Here is a 17,569-nt window from a genome sequence, read left to right as displayed (position 1 = left end):
TCGTTTTTGGGAGGGGGGGGGGGGGGAGAGGAAAAGGGAAAACTTCCTCCTGTGGGGGTGTTGGACCACAGAGGGGGGGGGGGGATTGGGGTTGGGAAAAAACACATCCCCACGCCCAACTGTGAGGCCCATTCCAAAAATGGGCTGGAGCAGGCGGGAGCGCGCCGCGGTGGGACCGCTCAAACCAGGCGGGGCGGTTTGTCCGGGTTGCTGCCGGGAATTTCCGGCTGGTAGATCTTGGGTTCTTCCGGCTGAGGCAGGTCGAACTTCAGCCCCACCCGCGCCAAGCTCGCCGCCACCGGGCTGTCTGCCTCGAAGAAGGCGACATCCATGGCGCCGGCCTCAATGCCCGAGAAAGTCAGTGCCTCCCCTGCCGCCTTGGCCAGCGATGGCTGTGCCGCCTCCCGCGCGCCGACAAAACCCAAAAGATGCCCCATGCCGCCATCCGCATATCGCACCCCGACCAGATAGGCCGCGGCAGCCAGGCCACCGGCGGTCGCCAGCTTGGCATCCAGCGCCGTCAGAAGCGCCTCCGGCAATCCCTTGGGCGGCATGAATTCGGAGACATCGCCCTCCAGCTCCTCCGGCGCGTGGCCCAGGGTCTGATGCAGCCAGCCCACCGCCTCGGCCGGGATCAAGATGGAGGACGGAGCCACTTCCAGGTTCACGCCGAGACCGATCCCCTGCCCGGCCAGCATCTGCGCCACGACCCGCCCGGACAACGCGGCATAGGGCACCGGCTGGCCTGCAAACTGCGCCAGCCGCTCCTCGCGGTCGAACACCAGCACAAAGCTGCCTTCCGGCGTTTCGAACAACTCCGGGGAAATCTGCTCGCCCACGGCCTCCTCTGTCAGCATGAGAAACAGCTCCGCATCGGCCAGCCGCTCGTAGAACCGCAGCCGGGCGGCATCCTCCTCAGGTCTGGCCTCCATGGCCGCATGGGCCTGATCCAGCGGTGTCAGCTCCTGCGGGGTTTCGTCAGTCATCTCATCAGCTCCTTCACTCGGGCGCGCAGAACCGGCAGCAGCTCCGCCTCGAACCAGGGGTTCTTCTTCAGCCACCCGGTATTACGCCAGGAGGGATGCGGCAAGGGAAAGACGTGTGGCGCGTGATCGCGCCAGCTGCGCACCACCTCGGTGACCGAGGCCCTGGTGCCCAGATGATAGCGCTGTGCATGCCCGCCGACGAGCACCCGCAAGCGCACCTTCGGCAGCTGCGCCATAACCTGATGGTGCCAGGTCCGGCCACAGATCGCCGGGGGCGGCAAATCGGCCTTGTTGCCGTCGTAGCCCGGAAAGCAGAACGCCATCGGCACCACCGCGACCCGGTCCCTGTCGTAAAATTCGTCCTCCGTCAGCCCCAGCCAGTCGCGCAGGCGATCACCGGAGGCATCGGTGAATGGTCGCCCGCTCTGATGCACCCGCAGCCCCGGCGCCTGCCCCGCCACCAGAATGCGCGCGGGGCCGCGGAACCAGACCACCGGGCGCGGCGCATGGGCGGTGGCTGTTGCGGCAAACCGCGCCGCGCAAATGCGGCAATCGCGGATCTGCGCCTTCAGCGTCTCGGTGTCCTGACTGTTCTCGACCATGCGCTCCCCTGGCGCCCTTCCCATCGCGGCGCGTCCGCGACTGTACGTTTGCAACACCGACGCCTTGCCGTCAGCGCCCCATCCGCGCCATAATGGTTAAGGCCTTATTGATAAATCATGTCACAATTCGACATAATAAAGCCCAAGTCACGACGTAGGCCATTAATACTCTTTTGATAAGAAAGAGCCGTCGGGCGGGTCGAAACGCCTGTCACGCGAGAGGCAAAGAGAGCCCGACAGCGGGCCATACGGGCAACACCGGAAGCAACGATGCTAGAGTTTGAAAACGTCAGCAAGTCCTTCTGGACGGGGACCCAGCGCAAGGTAATCCTTGATCGCGTGTCGTTTCGCGTCGAGCCGGGCAACTCGCTGGGGGTTCTCGCACCGAATGGCACCGGCAAGACCACGCTGATCAACATGATGGCCGGGCTGGAAAAACCCGACGAGGGCGAAATCCGCCGCGGCTGCAAGATCTCCTTTCCGCTGGGGTTCATGGGCGGGGTGATCAGCCGCCTGTCAGCCATGGAAAACAGCCGCTATATCGCCAAGCTTTACGGGCTGGACCCCGATTACGTCGAGGCCTACTGCCGCTGGCTGTGCGGGCTGAAAGAATATTTTGACCAACCGATTGGCACCTATTCCGCGGGCATGCGGGCGCGGTTCAGCTTTTCGCTGATGCTGGCGCTTGATTTCGACATCTACCTCATCGACGAGGGCATGCCGAGCACCACCGACGTCGAGTTCAACCGCAAGGCCGGCGAAATCCTGCAGGAGCGGTTGCAGACCACCACCATCGTCATCGTCTCGCACCAGGCCAAGACGCTGGAGAAATTTGCCCGCTCCGCGGCGGTCCTGTTGCAGGGGCAACTGCATATGTTTGACACTTTGGAAGAAGCGAAGCAGCTCTATGACTACGAAACCCAGAGCTAGAAAATTCCGCATCCGCCGTAGCGGCGCTGGGTCGGACGAGGGCAGTGCCTCCGGTGCCGCGCAGTCTCATGCGGCAAGTCCAGCTCCGGCGACGCCCCAGGAGGCAGCGCAAATGGCAGCCGCCGCGGCGGCGCGACCCGCGGCCGCCCGGTCTTCTGCAGACCACGCCCCCAGCGGCTCGGCGCGCTCGGGGATGGTCAGTTCCGCCCGCGAAACCAGAATGGAAACCGATATCGAGGCAATCCGCAACGAAGGGCTGACCGGCCGTCAGCTGCGACTGGCGCGCCGCATGGCGCAAAAGCACAACCTGTCACCAACCTCGGATTTCGAAGCGGTGCGGATGTTGCGGGAACGCGGCATCGATCCGTTCAAACGCGCCAACATGCTGGAGCTGGTAGTGCCGCAGAACAAGGCGCGGCCCGAAGGCACCCCGGCCGCTCCGGGATCTGTCCAGCTGCCGCAGACGGTTCCGACCGGCAAGAGCACCCTGCCCTCGACCGAGCTGAGCCCGGCGGAACGGCGCAACCGGGAAATCCAGGAGATCCAGCGCGACATCGCCCGCCGCCGCCGCCGCCGCCTGGCGCTGCTGCTGACCCGGCTGGCATTCTTCGTCATGCTGCCGACGCTGATCGCCGGCTATTACTTCTACGCGGTGGCGACACCGATGTATTCTTCCAAGTCGGAGTTCCTGGTGCTCAAGGCCGACAGCGCAGCAGGCGGCATGGGCGGGCTGCTGTCGGGCACCCAGTTTGCCACCAGCCAGGATTCGATCGCGGTGCAGAGCTACCTGATGTCAAAGGAAGCCATGCTGCGGCTGGACCGAGAGGCCGGTTTCAAGGCCCATTTCACCCAGGAGTGGCTGGACCCGATCCAGCGCCTGGAAAGCAACCCCACCAACGAGGAAGCCTATGAAACCTACACCCGCAACGTTCGGATCGGCTACGACCCGACCGAGGGCGTGGTGCGGATGGAAGTCTCGGCGGCGGACCCGGAGGCGGCCGCGGAGTTTTCGCGCAAGCTGATTTCCTATGCCCAGGAGAAGGTGAACAACCTGTCGCAGCAAAAACGCGCCGACCAGATGTCGGAAGCCGAAGCCGCTTTGAAGGATGCCCAGCGGGAACGCCGCGCCGCGCAGGAACGGCTGGTGCGGTTGCAGCAGCAGGGCTCGGTTCTCGACCCCGAAGGCGTGGTCGCCGCCCTGCGCCAGCAGATCAGCACCTTTGAAATCCAGCTTGAGGAAAAGCGGCTGGAACTGGCTGCCCTGCAGGACAACCCCCGACCCAACCGGGCCAAGGTCTCCGGTGCCGAGGCCGACATCAGACGGCTGGAAGCCGTCATCGAAAGCCTGAACAACCGCATGGTCAATGCCTCGGAGGGGGAAGACTCTCTGGCCAACCTGCGCATCCAGATTCAGATGGCACAGGCCGATCTGGCCACTCGCGACCTGATGCTGCAATCGGCCTTGCAGCAGGTCGAGACCACGCGCCTCGAGGCCAACCGTCAGGTTCGCTACCTCACCACCGCTGTGGAGCCGGTTCCCAGTCAGGAACCCGCCTATCCGCGCAAGTTCGAGAATACCGTTTTGGCATTTCTGATCTTTTCCGGTATCTACCTGATGTGTTCGCTGACCGCTTCCATCTTGCGGGAACAGGTCTCCTCCTAACGCCATCGGGCCAATACCATCGGGTACCCATGAAGAAAATTGACATCGCCGGACTCACCATTGGCAATGATTGTCCGCTGACCATCATTGCCGGTCCCTGCCAACTGGAAACCGCCGACCACGCCCGGATGATCGCGGAAAAACTGAAAGAGGCCTGTGACAAGGCCGGCGCGCAGTTCGTCTTCAAGGCCTCCTACGACAAGGCCAACCGCACCTCGCTGTCCGGCGTGCGCGGCCTTGGCATCGACGAAGGGCTGAAGGTTCTGGACGGGCTGCGCCGCGAGTTTGACGTCCCGGTGCTGACCGATGTCCACACCGAGGCGCAATGCGCCGTCGCGGCCGAGGCCGTGGACATCCTGCAGATCCCGGCCTTTCTGTGCCGCCAGACCGACATGCTGCTGGCCGCGGGCCGCACCGGCAAGGCGGTGAACATCAAGAAGGGCCAGTTCCTCGCGCCCTGGGACATGGCCAATGTAGTCGCCAAGGTGGAAAGCACCGGCAACGAAAAGATCCTGCTGACAGAGCGCGGCACCTCGTTTGGCTATAACACCCTTGTCACCGACATGCGCGGCCTGCCGCAGATGGCCCAAGGCGGCTACCCGGTGGTGATGGATGCCACCCATTCCGTGCAGCAACCGGGCGGCCAGGGCGGCTCCTCCGGCGGGCAGCGCGAGTTCGCGCCGCTGATGGCGCGCGCGGCGGTGTCGCTGGGCATTTCGGCTGTCTTCATCGAAACCCACCAGGACCCGGACAACGCCCCCTCCGACGGGCCGAACATGATCTATCTCGACCAGATGCCGCAATTGATTGAAAGCCTGATGCGATTTGACGCGCTGGCCAAGGCCGACCCCATCCGTATTTGAATTTGAGCCTGAAAGAGTATTTTGAGATGAGCAACCCCCTGCCTGAGGTGACCCCGAACACCTGGAGCTTTCTGCGCGACGCGATGATCAAGCCCACCGGCTTTCGCGAATATGACGCGCGCTGGAAGTACCCCGAGGAGATCAACCTGCCCGGCATGACCGCGCTTGGCCTGGGTCTCGGCACCCAGATGCACCGCCGCGGCATCGAGCCGGTGATCGCGGTCGGCAACGACTACCGCGACTATTCCCTGGCCATCAAGAATGCGCTGATCCTCGGCCTGATGCAGGCGGGCATTCAGGTCAAGGACATCGGCCCTGCCCTGTCGCCGATGGCCTATTTCGCCCAGTTCCATCTGGACGTGCCCGCGGTGGCCATGGTCACCGCCAGCCACAACCCGAACGGCTGGACCGGCGTCAAGATGGGCTTTGACCGCCCGCTGACCCACGGCCCGGACGAGATGGCAGAGCTGCGCGACATCGTGCTGAACGGCGAAGGCGAGCCCGCGCCCGGCGGCTCCTATGAATTCGTCGAAGGCGTCAAGGAAGCCTATATCGACGACCTGGTGGGTGACTTCACAATGTCCCGCCCGCTGAAAGTGGTCTGCGCCACCGGCAACGGCACCGCCGCCGCCTTTGCGCCGGAGATCTTCAAGCGCATCGGGGTTGAGGTCGTCGACAGCCACAACCGGCTCGACTACACCTTCCCGAACTACAACCCCAACCCCGAAGCGATGGAAATGCTGCACGACATGTCGGCCAGCGTGAAAGCCTCGGGCGCCGATCTGGCGCTTGGGTTTGACGGCGACGGCGACCGCTGCGGCGTGGTGGACGACGAGGGCGAGGAGATCTTTGCCGACAAGGTGGGCGTCATCATGGCCCGCGATCTGTCCAAGCTGCACCCCAACGCCACCTTTGTGGCGGACGTGAAATCCACCGGGCTGTTTGCCTCGGACCCGGAGTTGCAGAAGAACGGCGTGAAGGCCGACTACTGGAAGACCGGCCACAGCCACATGAAGCGCCGGGTGAAGGAAATCGGCGCGCTGGCAGGGTTCGAGAAATCCGGCCACTATTTCCTGGCCGAGCCGGTGGGCCGCGGTTACGACTGCGGCATGCGCGTCGCGGTCGAGGTCTGCAAGATGCTGGACCGCAACCCCGACAAGTCGATGTCCGACCTGCGCAAGGCACTGCCCAAGACCTGGTCGACCCCGACCATGTCGCCCTATTGCGCCGACACCGAGAAATACGCCGTGCTGGAGCGGCTGGTTCAGAAGCTGGTGGCCAAGCACGAAGCGGGCGGACAGCTGGCCGGCCGCGCCATCAAGGAGGTCGTCACCGTCAACGGTGCACGGGTGATCCTGGACAACGGCTCCTGGGGGCTGGTGCGGGCGTCTTCCAACACGCCGAACCTGGTGGTGGTCTGCGAAAGCTCAGAGAGCGAATCCGAGATGCGGGCGATCTTTGCCGACATCGACGCGGTGATCCGCACCGAACCGCTGGTGGGGGAGTACGACCAGACCATCTGATCTGGTGACAAAGAGTGATTTCGCCTGCTGACGCAGGCGACCCGCGCCCGCCTTCGGCGGGCGCATTCATTTGCTGAGAAGCGATGTAAGGGCAGGTGTGCCCTCACATGCGCCAATTCAAGTGTAAGGCGCCCGCGGCCGCGTCAAGGACACGCCGGGCTGCGCGCGGGGGCCTTTGGCCCTCCTTGACCCGGCCGCCGGCCTGGGGCGTCAGTTGCCGCCAAGCAGTTTCAGCAGCTGGTCACGGGCTTCCTGCTCGATGCGCTGTTTCAGCAGGTCGTTCAAATTCTGCTCGGGGGCGATTTCGGTCTCCAGCTCCTCGCTCAGCTTCTGGCGCACACGATCCTTGGCCTGTTGCTCGATTTCGTCGATCCGGGGCTGCAACGCTTGGTCGAACTCCGGACGGATCGTCGGGTCATCCCAACTGCCGCGGATGCGGACCGGGATGGAGAGGATCTGGTCGCTGCCCGCGCGGGCCAGCTGCGGCGTGAACAGGTAGTCGAGATCCCGTGCCCCCAGTCCGATGCGCCCCTTGCCCTGCGCCCGCAGCCCCTTGAGCAGCAGCAGAAGGTCCTCGTTCTTCAGGCTGCCTTCCTTGATCTCGTAGCTGGCCGAGAGCTGGTCGAACACGGTGCTGCCGCCATTGCCGCCCGAGCGCATCAGTGCCTCCAGGTCGAAGCCGGTGAAGAAGCCCTTGCCAGCCTCCAGCCAGCCCTTGCCGCTGAGCGAGCGCATGATCGCATCGATCGAATTGCCCGAGCCGAGGAATTCCAGCCCGCCCAGCGCCTCGCCGTTCAGTCGGGTGTAATCGGCAGTCTCGCCCAAGGCGCGCTCCAGAAGGATGCCATCAAAGGTCAGGTTGCCGCCCACTGACAGCCCGTTTCGGTTATTCGCCACCAGCTGCCCCTGCACCTGGCCGCCAAACATCGACGCGGGCAGAAATTTCAGCACCACGCGGCTGCGCTCGATGGTCAGGTTCAGCTGGCTTGCGCCCATTCGAATACCGCCAGCCGCGAGGCTGTCGAAGGACATGTCCACATCCGCATCCGCCAAATCCAGTATCGAGGCATTGATATGCTCCGTCGGCCAGCCCGAGGCAGAGGCGGTACTGGCCGCGCCCGCGGCCTGACGCGCGTCAGCCTTACCGGCGGCCAGAAGAGTGGAAAGATCCAGCGCCTGCCCCTTGAGTTGGGCGGTAATCTTCGGACGCTCCCCGATGGCGACATCCGCGGCCCCGGTCAACCGATTGCCACCGGTCTCCACGATCAGGTCACGCAGGGACAGACGCCCGTCCGCCGTATAGGTCGCATCGGCGCCGAACATCGCCTTCTGGGCCAAGCCCAGGGTTGGCGGCAGTGTAGCCCCCAGCGCAGCCGCCATCTGTCTTGCGTTGGTCGCGGCCACCGTCAGCCGACCACTGCCCTCGCCACGCACATCCGCGTGGCCGTCGTAACGTGCCTTGCCGCCCGGCGCCGCGATGGACAGACCGACCGGGGCCACCTTGCCAGAGAGGAAAGCCGCGAAGGTTCCGATCTCCGCCTCGACCTCGACCGGCTCTCCCGCGGGGCGGAGCGTCGCGCGCACCGTGGCGGGCCCGGTCGGATCCGGCCAACGCAGTCCGAAGTCGGCGTTGCTCAACGCCACCGGGTCCTGGCCATGCACGGTGTACCGCAGCGAGGCGCCGGTCAGCTCGACCGCCTCGATCCGCAAGGGCAGAGTGCTGTCACCCCCAGCCGGTGCGTTGCTGACTTCGGCTGGCGGCGGGCCGAATTCCCAGTTGCCGGTGCCATCTTCGCGGGTTGCGAGGTTGAGATGCGGCAGAATGGCCGAGACTTCGGTCACGCGCATGTTGCCCCGCAACAGATCCGCAGCATCGACCCCGATGGTCAGCCGTTCCGCCCGCAACAGCGGCTCGGGCCCGGCCCATGGCGCGTTGGACAGGGTGACGGCATCCGCCTTGACGCCCAGCACCGGCCAGAAGCTGAGCCGAACCGGGCCGCCGAAGGTCAGCTTGCGCCCGGTCTGGCTTTCCAGCTGATCCGCCGCCAGCCGGGCGATTTTCTCTCCCGGCAACAGCACCACCAAGGCCGCCAGCAACGCCACCGTCAGCACCAGCGCCGAAATGACCCGGATTATCAGCTTCATCAGCCCACTCCTCATGCCCTGCCACCCTTGGTCCGGGGGCTTTTCCCCAGATTACCCGGTGCGGGCGGACGCGCAATGGCAGAAGCTGGTGACAGACGTCATCATCCCAGACGCCGCAGGATTTCGGCGCTGGCGCAGAAGTCCGGGATCGCCGCCTGGTCAGCATTCTTCTGCGCGGTCAGCCACAGGGCGCAGGTCTTGCTGCACCCACCGCCGCGGCAGGCCGTGACCATTTGCGAAAACTCCAGTGGCGACAGGCGCCCTTCTGCCAAGGCTGCGTCGAGATCCAGCCCGGCAGCGAACGCCAGCGAGCGCAGCAGCCAGAGATGGCGGTAGATGTTCCCGAGACGCCGGGTCTCGTCACCCAGATCTCTCATAGCTGAAGCCTTCGACCTAAATGGAGGACTTTGCGCGGCATCAGTCTCGCGGCTCCTGCAGATAGGCCAGAAGGTCCCGATTGCGGCAGAAATCCGGTGCCAGTCCCTGCCCAGCCCCCGCATCCGGCGCATCGGTCAGCCACTTTTTACAGGCTTTGACATTGCCGCAGCGCCGACAGCGCAGCACCGCCTCGGCGATTTCATCGAACTGGAAGGCCCCCGAGACCGCCTCCGCCTCGAGGTCGAGGCCAACGGCACAGGCCATCCGGTCAAACAGTTCAGCGTGTTGTTTCAGCGAAAGTTGCGAGGGCATGGCACGGATCCTGCTATCATTCATTTCAGGTGCACCTTAGGGTGCCCGTGCCAGTGCCTCCTTGACCTAGGTCAAGTCAGTCAGCGGACCGACCCGCGCGGTCCGCTGCGATGTTTCAGTGGTGCTGGCCGAGGTATTCGCGGACTGCATCCTGTACGCGGCGAAAGCGGTCGCCGCCCAGCTTCTTGCCACCATACCAGCGCGTCACGATAATCAGATGGTCGGACAGCTGCTCGCGTTCCATCATGCGCAGGATGACCATACCGGCACCGCTTTCGCCGTCATCCGCCTTGAGCGCGCCAGTGGGCAGCACGGCGGCCCAGGTATTGTGGGTCGCCTTGGCGTACGCCCGGTCGGATTTCAGCTCCGCCAGCACCGCGTCGATATCGGCGCGGGTGCGGACACGCGCACCGCTGACCGCATAGCGCGAGCCGCGGTCGCTCAGCACCACGCCGAGCCGGTTGAGCGTCTGCACGGCCGCAGCGCCGTCCCCTGCTGACATGGTCAGTTCAACCCGTGGCGCTGGATCGTTGACTGCACCACCTGCACCCGGTTCGGGTTGGGCGGATGGGTGCCCAGGAACTGGTCGCCCGGATCCGGCAACCGGTTGAAGAACTGCACGCCCACGCTGGGGCGATACCCCGCGGCATGGGTGATGATGGTGCCCAATTCATCCGCCTCCAGCTCATGGCTCTTGGAGTAGGCCCTCGAGCCGACAAAGCCGCCGAGGTCCCGTGCCAGCGACACGGCCGCCTCGCTGCCGCCGAACACGGACGTGATCGCCCCCGCGCCGACGCTCGCCAACACGGTTGTCTGCTCCTGTCGTGCCAAATGGCCCCGGATGTGATGGGCCGCTTCATGGGACATCACGAAGGCGAGTTCATCCTCGTTGGCGATTTCGCGCAGCATGCGCTGGGTAAAGGTGATCAGGGGGCGTCCGTTGCGATCGAGGCTCTGGTAGGCGTTGGGCGCGGCGGAGGGGTTCGGATCTATGCCGATCAGGAAGTCACAGTTCATGCCCTGCGTGCGCTTGCGGCACTCGCGTTCCGCAACCGGCTCCACCCGCCGTGACACGGACGCAAAGGCCGCCTTCGCCTGCGCGGCGGACATGCCCTTCGTCGAGGAAGCCGGGGTCGGCGCATTCGGCACGGGCGCCGGTTGTGACGTCGGCACCGGTGTGGTGGTCAGGGTACAGGCGCTGACGGACAAGGCCAGCAAGCAGGAAAACAGGCGCATGACGGCTCCTTTCACATTTCGCGCACTGTATCGCAGCTCCGCCCCCGTTCGCAATCGCGCGGCGGCGGAACTTTGCCGGAAGGATCATGTGAACGGCAGCGTTTTGAAGGTCTTGCCAGATTGCTGGCGGTCATGCAGGCTGGCAGCATGTTTACAATCGAACATGAGTTTGACTCCACAGTCATCACCCTGGTTGACGAGGACAATGTCCCGCTCGCCGAGGATGTCACCATCAACGCTTTCGCCGAGTGCGTCACCGTGGAACAGTATGATCCACGCACCGACAGCGTGCAGAAGATCACCCTGTCCCATCTTCAGGTGCGGGATCTGGCCGCGGCCCTGGACCTGCCCGAAGGCGTGTACCGCCTGATTGAGGAAAAGGACTAGCCCCGCTGCGAGCCTGAGCCGACGGGACCGGTATAAACGAAGAGCTTGTTGCGTGATGTTGCCCCGCGGCACAACTCCAGTTGACTTCCAGCCACCCCCATGGCGCGGGCCAGCAGGCGGCGGACCGCCTCGGTTGCCTTTCCGCTTTCCGGCGGCTCCTTCACCATGACCCGCAGGGATCCGTCATCGGCCTGCACAACGGCATCGCGCGCCGAGCGCGGCGGCGCGCGCACCGCAATCTGCTGGCCCGGCACGCAAAGATGGCCCAGATCGGGCAGGTCCTTCCTTTTCGGTCTACCCATCGGCCGAGATTTTCCCTTCGAAACCGGGAAAACCATAGACGCCCCCGGGGGTGCCCGTCTATCACTCGCGTGATGCCCCAGCTGCGCCCCTCCCTGCTTGCCTCTGGCAGGCATTCCCGGCACGCAAGGCCTTTGCCCCTTGAAAAATGACCGCAGGTTGCCGAAATAGACGGCAAGCGATGTAAAAAGGATTTACATATGTCCGAAAGTTCCGCTCCCGCCAGCCGCAACGACGCCGCGCTGGAGTTCCTGCTCACCCGCCGTTCGCGCCCGGCAAAGACCCTGACGGCACCTGCCCCCACCCGCGACCAGCTGCTGCCGATCCTGACAGCCGCCGCCCGCACCCCCGACCATGGCAAGCTGGAGCCTTGGCGCTTCATTGTCGTCGAACGTCCGGCCATGGCGCGTCTCGCCACCTTGACCGAGGAAGCCGGAACCCGCCTTGGCAAAAGCGCCGAGGACATCGCCAAGGGGCGCAGCCAGTTTGACCTCGGACAGCTGGCCGTGGTTGTGGTCGAAGTTCAGACCCCCAGCCCCAAGATCCCGGCAATCGAGCAAAGCTATTCTGCCGGCGCCGTCTGCCTGTCGCTGTTGAACGCAGCGCTGGCCTCGGGCTGGGGCGCCAACTGGCTCAGCGGCTGGGCCAGCCATGATCCGCAGTTCTGCAAGGAGGCCTTTGGCCTTGAAGCGCATGAACGGGTGGCGGGCATCATCCATATCGCGACCGAAACCGCACCGCCGCCAGAGCGCCCGCGCCCCGACATCGAAGCCAAGACGACCTGGATCAGCGCATGATTTTTGACGCCTTTTTCAAGACCCTGGGCCAATCCGGGGATCCACGGTTTCGCCGGGTGCTGTTCAAGGGGCTGGGGCTGACCATTGCCTTGCTGGTGGCCGCCTATGCCGGTTTCGTGGTGCTGATCCAGTGGCTTGTCGGTCCCGACGCCACGCTGCCGCTGGTCGGACAGGTGACCTGGCTGGATGACCTGCTGTCAGTCGGCTCCCTGTTCGTGATGCTGCTCTTGTCGGTCTTCCTGATGGTGCCGGTGGCATCGGCCATTACCTCGCTGTTTCTCGAGGACGTGGCGCAGGCGGTCGAGGACAAACATTACCCCGCCCTGCCCCCGGCGGCCAGGGTGCCGTTCTGGGACGGGGTCAAGGATACCGTCAATTTTCTGGGCCTGCTGATCGCCGCCAACCTTCTGGCGATCGTGCTCTATCTTCTGTTTCCGCCCGCGATGCTGTTCATCTTCTGGGGGTTGAATGGCTTCCTCCTGGGGCGCGAATATTTCACCCTTGCGGCCGCGCGGCGCATCGGCACCGCCGAGGCGAAGAAACTGCGGCGCAGGCATGCTGGCACCATCTGGGTGGCCGGTACGTTGATGGCGATGCCGTTGTCGGTGCCGCTGCTGAACCTGATCATCCCGATCCTCGGGGCGGCAACATTCACCCATCTCTACCACGCGCTGTCGCGGCAGTAATGCACTATGCGCGCCGCGCACCAGCGCGGCGCCACACCCAAGCCGGGCTTGGGAACGAATGTTTACTCGAGAGACTTGAAGGCAGAAACGCGGCTGCCACGGGCCGCCGGGCCCTGAAGCCCCGGGCCTGCGCGCTGCTGGTCCTGACGGGTTACTTCGCGTCGCCGGAGACCGGCGGCATCATACCCATCCAGTCAAAGTCACGCACCGAGATCACGCCAGAAATCACGATGGCGCAGGTTACCGCCCAGATCAGAGCGGCAACCCCGGTGGTGATCCAGGCCTTCTGTTTCAGGTAGTGATTTTCAGGTGCGCCTGCATGGGTGCCCGGCACCACCTCGCCCAGGTCGCCCTGTGTCTGCAGGCGAATCGGGATCACCACCAGAAAGGTCATGAACCAGATGACCGCATAAAGCACTATTGCTGAAGTCACACCCATGTCGTCGGCCTCCGGTGAATTTGCCTGCCCCCAAAATGGGGCAGGACGCTCATAACGTCAAACCTGCTCGAGTTCCACCAAGCAGCCGTTGAAATCCTTCGGGTGCAGGAACAGCACCGGCTTGCCATGGGCGCCGATCTTGGGCTCTCCCGTGCCCAGCACCCGGGCGCCTTCGGCCTTCAGGTGATCGCGCGCGGCGAGAATATCCTCGACCTCGTAGCAGATATGGTGAATGCCCCCTGCCGGGTTCTTTTCGAGGAACCCCTTGATCGGAGAGTTCTCGCCCAGCGGATACAGCAGTTCGATCTTCGTGTTGGGCAGTTCGATGAAGACCACCGTCACCCCGTGATCCGGCTCATCCTGGGGCGCGCCCACCTTGGCGCCCAAGGTGTTGCGGTACTGCGCGGATGCCGCCTCAAGGTCGGGGACGGCAATGGCTACGTGGTTCAATCGGCCGATCATCAGGTCTGCGCTCCTCTTCGCATTTTGTTCCCTTGCCTAGGTTATGCGGCCATTGCTGCGCCGCGGCAAGTGCGCCATTGCGCGCGGGGTGGCGGTTGCCCGCAGCGGCGCGCGCCGCGTTAACCCGGTATTAGCCTAGAGTTCCTAGCGTCGTGGCATATCCCGCAAGGAGGATAAGTTATGGACGATTCGGAACTGTTTGCAGCCGCCCAACGCATGCCCACTTCACGCCGCCCTCTCCTGGGCCTGACCATTCTCGTAGTGGAGGACAGCCGCTTTGCCTGCGAAGCCATGCGTCTTCTGTGCCTGCGAAGCGGTGCCCGCATTCGCCGCGCCGATTGCCTGAAATCGGCCCGCCGCCATTTGCAGGTCTATCGTCCCTCGGTGCTGATCGTCGATGTCGGCCTGCCGGATGGGTCCGGTCTGGATCTGATCAGCGAGCTTGCCACGGCCAGCGCGCGCCCGGATGTCATCCTCGCCACGTCCGGCGACCCGGCGCTGCAGCAGCCCGCCATTGAGGCCGGGGCCGCCGATTTCATGGAAAAGCCCATCACCTCGCTTGCGACCTTTCAGCAGAAGATCCTAGCCGCCCTGCCCGCCAGCCAGCAGGCCAGCGGACCGCGCAGCCTGACGGATGAGACCGTAGAACCCGACCAGCTCGCCTTTCGCGACGACATGGCCCATGCCGCGGATGTCCTCAGCATGGGACAGGAAGAGAAGACCATCGCCTATCTCGCGCAATTTCTCGGCGGCGTTGCCCGCAGCGCCGGAGACCGGGCGCTGGCCGACGCAGCCGAGCAGCTGGCGGAATCGCGTCGAAACGGCAAACCGCTGACGCAGGATACGGCAATCGTCGCCGGTCTCGTGCAGGAGCGGCTGGAACGCAAGGCGGCGATCTGACATGGGCGAGATTTTCCTGATCGCCCTGACGACCCTGGTGATCGTGCTTTATGGTCAGACCCGGCTGGAGGCACGCACCATCCGCCGCAACCGCAGCACGGCTGCGGATCAACCGCTGATCCTGCACCCCCCCAAGGGCTGACAAGGGCTGACCGGAGGAGCTGGGCACCGCCCGCGGACGGGCGCGCTTGGCTTGCGGCGCGGACCTGGCTGCCCCCTGCGTGATCGGTCTGCGGCTAAAGCAGCAGCTGCGGATCCGCCCCCATGTCCAACCCGGGAAAGACCACATTTTCAAGGTCGCGCTGCGTCGCACCAGTCGCACCGTGCAAAAGCCAGGCCAAGTGGCTGCGCACGTCCCCTGTGGGCATCAGGTCGCGCCGGTCGTAAAGATCCGCCTCCGCAAGGCCCGGCCACTGCCCCAGCACCCGACCGCCCCGCAGCGCGCCCCCCGCCAACAGCATCGCCCCGCCCGTGCCGTGGTCCGTGCCGCCAGTGCCATTCTCGCGGGCGGTCCGTCCGAACTCGGTCACGGCGACAACAACCGTTTTCTGCCAGACCGGAGCCCCGACACTGTCGCGCAAGGTCAGGATCGTGTCCGACAACCGCCCCAGCGCCGAGGTCAGTCCGGCAGCCTGGCGAAAATGCGTATCCCATCCGTTGATCGAGAAAGCCGCAATCCGGGCGTCGCCGCTGAGCTGCTGCGCCGCGTAGTCCGCGACCTGCGTATGAGCCTTGCCAGACGGTGGCTGCATCATCGTCTGCATCGACCCGTCTTCCTCGCTGTCCTCGGAACCGCCATCGCCAAGCGACAGATCCCCGCGGGTCAGTTCCAGCGCCTCGTTCAGGGCGCGGTGAAACAGCGGGTCATCCTCCATCAGCAGCCCCGCCAGACGCTCGGCCTGCGGCGACATTGCCAAGCCGGCACCTGGCGCCCATTGCGAGACCGGAGCCGCCCCTTCCAGCATCAGCAGTCTTTCGTGGCCGATGGCGAAAGCGGTGCGCGCTTCGACCTCCGGCATCTGCTGCAACATGCGGTTCAACCAGCCACCATCAGCGGTGCCGAGCGCCATCGTGCCGGCCTCCAGCAGGTCCTGACCATCAAAGTGGCTGCGCCGGTCGCGATAGGGCGTGGAAACCGCCTGCACGAACCCAAGCTCACCGCGCTGCCACAGCGGCATCAGGTTGGCGAGGCCCGGATGCAGCGCATAAAACCCGTCCAGATCCGTCGCCCCGGCCTGTGGCCCGGCTGACAAGGACTTGCGCAATTTGGCGAGATCGGGGTCGCCATAGGGCTGCACCACGTCAAGCGCATCCATCCCGCCGCGCAGGATAATGACCACCAGCCGGGTCTCCCAAGGCGCGGCGGCAAAGCTGACAGGCGTCAGCAGCGGGCTGGCCGCCAGTGAACAGCCCATGGCGGCTGTGCGGGTCAGAAAGGAACGGCGGGACAACGTCATGGCGATCTCCTGGTCTCAGCGGCGCTGGAAGGCCGGGGCGGACAGCACCAGCCCGATAGCCTCCGCCCGTGTTTCGGCCGCCCCGGCCGCGAATTGCACCCGTGCATCCGCGAAGTGACCCAAGGCAGTGGCTGCAAACTGTCGCGGATCCGGCAAAGGCTCGGTCAGTTGCCGCGGCGCGGCCAGCGCCCAGCGCAACCGCGCCGCCAGTGCGGCGGGCGTGATCCAGGCGCTGTCTTCCTCGGGCCAACCATCCGGCCCGTTGGAAAAGCCCCAACGCTGCCCCATCGGCGTCAACGGTGTGAGGAACAAGCGGCGCTGCTGGCCCGGGCGCAGACCAGCGATCTGGTCGTCATTCAGCCCCAGCGCCCGGCAGGCAGAGGCCACGTAGTCGAACGGCGGCTTAACGTTGGCCAATTTCGGCGCCCAGGCGGCAGGATGCTCCAACAAAGCCTGATAGACCGCCAAAAGATCTCCGTCAGTCGACTGATAGCGGGCGGCGAGCTGCTCAACCAGGTCCGGGTCCGGCTCATCCGCGGTGAAATGCACGGCCAGTTTCCAACCTATATGCCGCGCCGTGACCGGGTGGCGCGCGAGATCACGCAGCGCGTCCAATACCTGCTCCAGCCGGGCACGCCCCCCGCCATAGCTTTGCCCCAGCACCGTTTCAGCCCCCGGTTCGGCCATGCGCGGTCGAAAGACAAACTGGTTGTCGCGGGTAAGCCCCAGCCCGGTGAACAGCTCCGCCAACTGGCGCACATCCGTCTGGCTGTAGGGGCCACCAACGCCGAGCGTGTGCAGCTCGAGAACTTCGCGGGCGAGATTCTCATTCAGCCCGTCGCGCCCCTTGCGCTGTTTCGCGGCCGGGCTGCCGGGCCCGGTTGACCGGTTCTGATCCAGATAGTGCAGCATCAGGGGGCTGGTGACGGCGGCAATCAACATCTCCTCGAACCGGCCTGTCAGATGCGGTCGAATCACGCTCTCGGCATAGGGCGCTGCCAGCATCCGGGTGGCCGGAGATTTGCCCTGGGCCGTGAAATGATCCGCCCAGAACAACGTCAGCCGCTCGCGCAGCCCGTCGCGTGTATTCACCTGCCGCAACAGGCGCTGCCCATGCCAGCGCAAGCGGTCCTGCACATTCTTTCGCCGCAGCGCCTTGAACGCCTGCTCCGCCTCAGATTGCGCCGCCGCGTCCTCGGCCTGCCGCCGCTGCCGGTTCAACCGCCGGTACTCCGGCACAGTTGCAGAGGCTTCCTCAAGGCTGGCGATCGGAAAGCGCCTGGCCATTTCGTCCGGCCCTTGCAGCCGCGTCAGCATCTCGGTTACCGAGGTCGGCGCCGCGACCCTTGGTGACAAGCCGCAGCCAAAGCGGATCGCTGCCAGATCACTGTCAAACTGCATCGCACCGAAACTCCCAGTGGTCCGTCACCTGCGGCAAGAATACCCGATCACGGCCCGCCTGCCACAGTTCAGTTGATCTTACACGGCGGAGCTCCGCCGGTT

General features: G+C 64.9%; 21 protein-coding genes. 9 read left to right on the top strand and 12 right to left on the bottom strand.

Annotation, left to right across the window (positions count from 1 at the left end; all coding sequences use genetic code 11):
* Positions 1–179: 179 nt before the first annotated feature.
* Positions 180–986 carry an SseB family protein gene (locus AB9K35_RS11265; protein ID WP_369926121.1) on the bottom strand — a complete coding sequence of 269 codons (807 nt, stop codon included), beginning with the start codon at positions 984–986 and terminating at the stop codon, positions 180–182.
* Positions 983–1,588, bottom strand: a complete 606-nt coding sequence (locus AB9K35_RS11260; RefSeq protein WP_369926119.1) for a uracil-DNA glycosylase family protein — start codon at positions 1,586–1,588, stop codon at positions 983–985. Before AB9K35_RS11260 ends, AB9K35_RS11265 begins: the two co-directional genes overlap by 4 nt.
* Positions 1,589–1,858: 270 nt before the next feature.
* Here AB9K35_RS11260 and AB9K35_RS11255 point away from each other — a divergent pair, with 270 nt between their 5' ends.
* The 4 genes from AB9K35_RS11255 to AB9K35_RS11240 all read left to right on the top strand — a co-directional run bounded on the left by AB9K35_RS11255 (position 1,859) and on the right by AB9K35_RS11240 (position 6,567).
* The gene (locus AB9K35_RS11255; protein ID WP_222455246.1) at positions 1,859–2,518 is read left to right on the top strand and encodes an ATP-binding cassette domain-containing protein; all 660 of its coding nucleotides are present in this window, start codon (positions 1,859–1,861) and stop codon (positions 2,516–2,518) included.
* A gap of 112 nt (positions 2,519–2,630) precedes the next feature.
* Complete coding sequence (locus AB9K35_RS11250; RefSeq protein ID WP_369926117.1) at positions 2,631–4,181, top strand: capsule biosynthesis protein; 1,551 nt, start codon at positions 2,631–2,633, stop codon at positions 4,179–4,181.
* Between the two features lie 29 nt (positions 4,182–4,210).
* The gene (gene kdsA / locus AB9K35_RS11245) at positions 4,211–5,044 is read left to right on the top strand and encodes a 3-deoxy-8-phosphooctulonate synthase (protein ID WP_222455248.1); all 834 of its coding nucleotides are present in this window, start codon (positions 4,211–4,213) and stop codon (positions 5,042–5,044) included.
* Between the two features lie 26 nt (positions 5,045–5,070).
* Positions 5,071–6,567 carry a phosphomannomutase/phosphoglucomutase gene (locus tag AB9K35_RS11240; protein ID WP_369926115.1) on the top strand — a complete coding sequence of 499 codons (1,497 nt, stop codon included), beginning with the start codon at positions 5,071–5,073 and terminating at the stop codon, positions 6,565–6,567.
* 210 nt (positions 6,568–6,777) lie between these two features.
* Here AB9K35_RS11240 and AB9K35_RS11235 read toward each other — a convergent pair whose 3' ends face one another.
* From AB9K35_RS11235 to AB9K35_RS11215, 5 genes are all read right to left on the bottom strand, one after another.
* Positions 6,778–8,712 carry an AsmA family protein gene (locus tag AB9K35_RS11235; protein WP_369926113.1) on the bottom strand — a complete coding sequence of 645 codons (1,935 nt, stop codon included), beginning with the start codon at positions 8,710–8,712 and terminating at the stop codon, positions 6,778–6,780.
* 101 nt (positions 8,713–8,813) lie between these two features.
* A complete protein-coding gene (locus AB9K35_RS11230; protein WP_369926111.1) occupies positions 8,814–9,089 on the bottom strand; it encodes a DUF6455 family protein in 276 nt (91 codons plus the stop codon).
* 40 nt (positions 9,090–9,129) lie between these two features.
* Positions 9,130–9,402, bottom strand: coding sequence for a DUF6455 family protein (locus tag AB9K35_RS11225; protein WP_369926109.1), 273 nt, complete (start codon positions 9,400–9,402; stop codon positions 9,130–9,132).
* A 115-nt stretch (positions 9,403–9,517) separates the two neighbouring features.
* The gene (locus AB9K35_RS11220) at positions 9,518–9,904 is read right to left on the bottom strand and encodes a YigZ family protein (RefSeq protein WP_222455253.1); all 387 of its coding nucleotides are present in this window, start codon (positions 9,902–9,904) and stop codon (positions 9,518–9,520) included.
* Between the two features lie 2 nt (positions 9,905–9,906).
* A complete protein-coding gene (locus AB9K35_RS11215) occupies positions 9,907–10,638 on the bottom strand; it encodes a M48 family metalloprotease (RefSeq protein ID WP_222455254.1) in 732 nt (243 codons plus the stop codon).
* A 147-nt stretch (positions 10,639–10,785) separates the two neighbouring features.
* On the opposite strand from AB9K35_RS11215, the gene AB9K35_RS11210 reads away from it, so the two are divergent.
* Positions 10,786–11,025 carry a hypothetical protein gene (locus AB9K35_RS11210; RefSeq protein ID WP_222455255.1) on the top strand — a complete coding sequence of 80 codons (240 nt, stop codon included), beginning with the start codon at positions 10,786–10,788 and terminating at the stop codon, positions 11,023–11,025.
* Here the strand turns inward: AB9K35_RS11210 and AB9K35_RS11205 are convergent.
* Entirely contained in the window at positions 11,022–11,327 is a 306-nt protein-coding gene (locus AB9K35_RS11205; RefSeq protein ID WP_369926107.1) for a DUF167 domain-containing protein, read from the bottom strand. The genes AB9K35_RS11210 and AB9K35_RS11205 overlap by 4 nt on opposite strands.
* Before the next feature lie 198 nt (positions 11,328–11,525).
* Here AB9K35_RS11205 and AB9K35_RS11200 point away from each other — a divergent pair, with 198 nt between their 5' ends.
* Both AB9K35_RS11200 and AB9K35_RS11195 read left to right on the top strand, forming a co-directional pair.
* Positions 11,526–12,122 carry a nitroreductase gene (locus tag AB9K35_RS11200; RefSeq protein WP_369926105.1) on the top strand — a complete coding sequence of 199 codons (597 nt, stop codon included), beginning with the start codon at positions 11,526–11,528 and terminating at the stop codon, positions 12,120–12,122.
* Positions 12,119–12,808 carry an EI24 domain-containing protein gene (locus AB9K35_RS11195; RefSeq protein WP_369926103.1) on the top strand — a complete coding sequence of 230 codons (690 nt, stop codon included), beginning with the start codon at positions 12,119–12,121 and terminating at the stop codon, positions 12,806–12,808. The genes AB9K35_RS11200 and AB9K35_RS11195 overlap by 4 nt, the downstream gene beginning before the upstream one ends.
* A gap of 151 nt (positions 12,809–12,959) precedes the next feature.
* Here AB9K35_RS11195 and AB9K35_RS11190 read toward each other — a convergent pair whose 3' ends face one another.
* Together AB9K35_RS11190 and mce are read right to left on the bottom strand one after the other, a co-directional pair.
* Entirely contained in the window at positions 12,960–13,247 is a 288-nt protein-coding gene (locus AB9K35_RS11190; protein WP_369926101.1) for a DUF1467 family protein, read from the bottom strand.
* Between the two features lie 57 nt (positions 13,248–13,304).
* The gene (gene mce / locus AB9K35_RS11185) at positions 13,305–13,709 is read right to left on the bottom strand and encodes a methylmalonyl-CoA epimerase (protein ID WP_222455260.1); all 405 of its coding nucleotides are present in this window, start codon (positions 13,707–13,709) and stop codon (positions 13,305–13,307) included.
* Between the two features lie 180 nt (positions 13,710–13,889).
* Between mce and AB9K35_RS11180 the strand changes: the two genes are divergently transcribed.
* Both AB9K35_RS11180 and AB9K35_RS11175 read left to right on the top strand, forming a co-directional pair.
* Positions 13,890–14,609 (top strand): response regulator, encoded by a 720-nt coding sequence (locus AB9K35_RS11180; RefSeq protein ID WP_222455261.1) that lies wholly within the window; start codon positions 13,890–13,892, stop codon positions 14,607–14,609.
* Position 14,610: 1 nt separating this feature from the next.
* Positions 14,611–14,751 carry a hypothetical protein gene (locus AB9K35_RS11175; protein ID WP_369926098.1) on the top strand — a complete coding sequence of 47 codons (141 nt, stop codon included), beginning with the start codon at positions 14,611–14,613 and terminating at the stop codon, positions 14,749–14,751.
* A gap of 94 nt (positions 14,752–14,845) precedes the next feature.
* Here the strand turns inward: AB9K35_RS11175 and AB9K35_RS11170 are convergent, their stop codons facing one another.
* A complete protein-coding gene (locus AB9K35_RS11170; RefSeq protein ID WP_369926097.1) occupies positions 14,846–16,066 on the bottom strand; it encodes a DUF1501 domain-containing protein in 1,221 nt (406 codons plus the stop codon).
* 15 nt (positions 16,067–16,081) lie between these two features.
* A complete protein-coding gene (locus AB9K35_RS11165) occupies positions 16,082–17,467 on the bottom strand; it encodes a DUF1800 family protein (protein ID WP_369926095.1) in 1,386 nt (461 codons plus the stop codon).
* Between the last annotated feature and the right edge of the window lie 102 nt (positions 17,468–17,569).

Source organism: Leisingera sp. XS_AS12 (genome assembly GCF_041224635.1).
Lineage (GTDB): Bacteria > Pseudomonadota > Alphaproteobacteria > Rhodobacterales > Rhodobacteraceae > Leisingera.
This window is presented reverse-complemented; position numbering and strand designations above follow the sequence as displayed.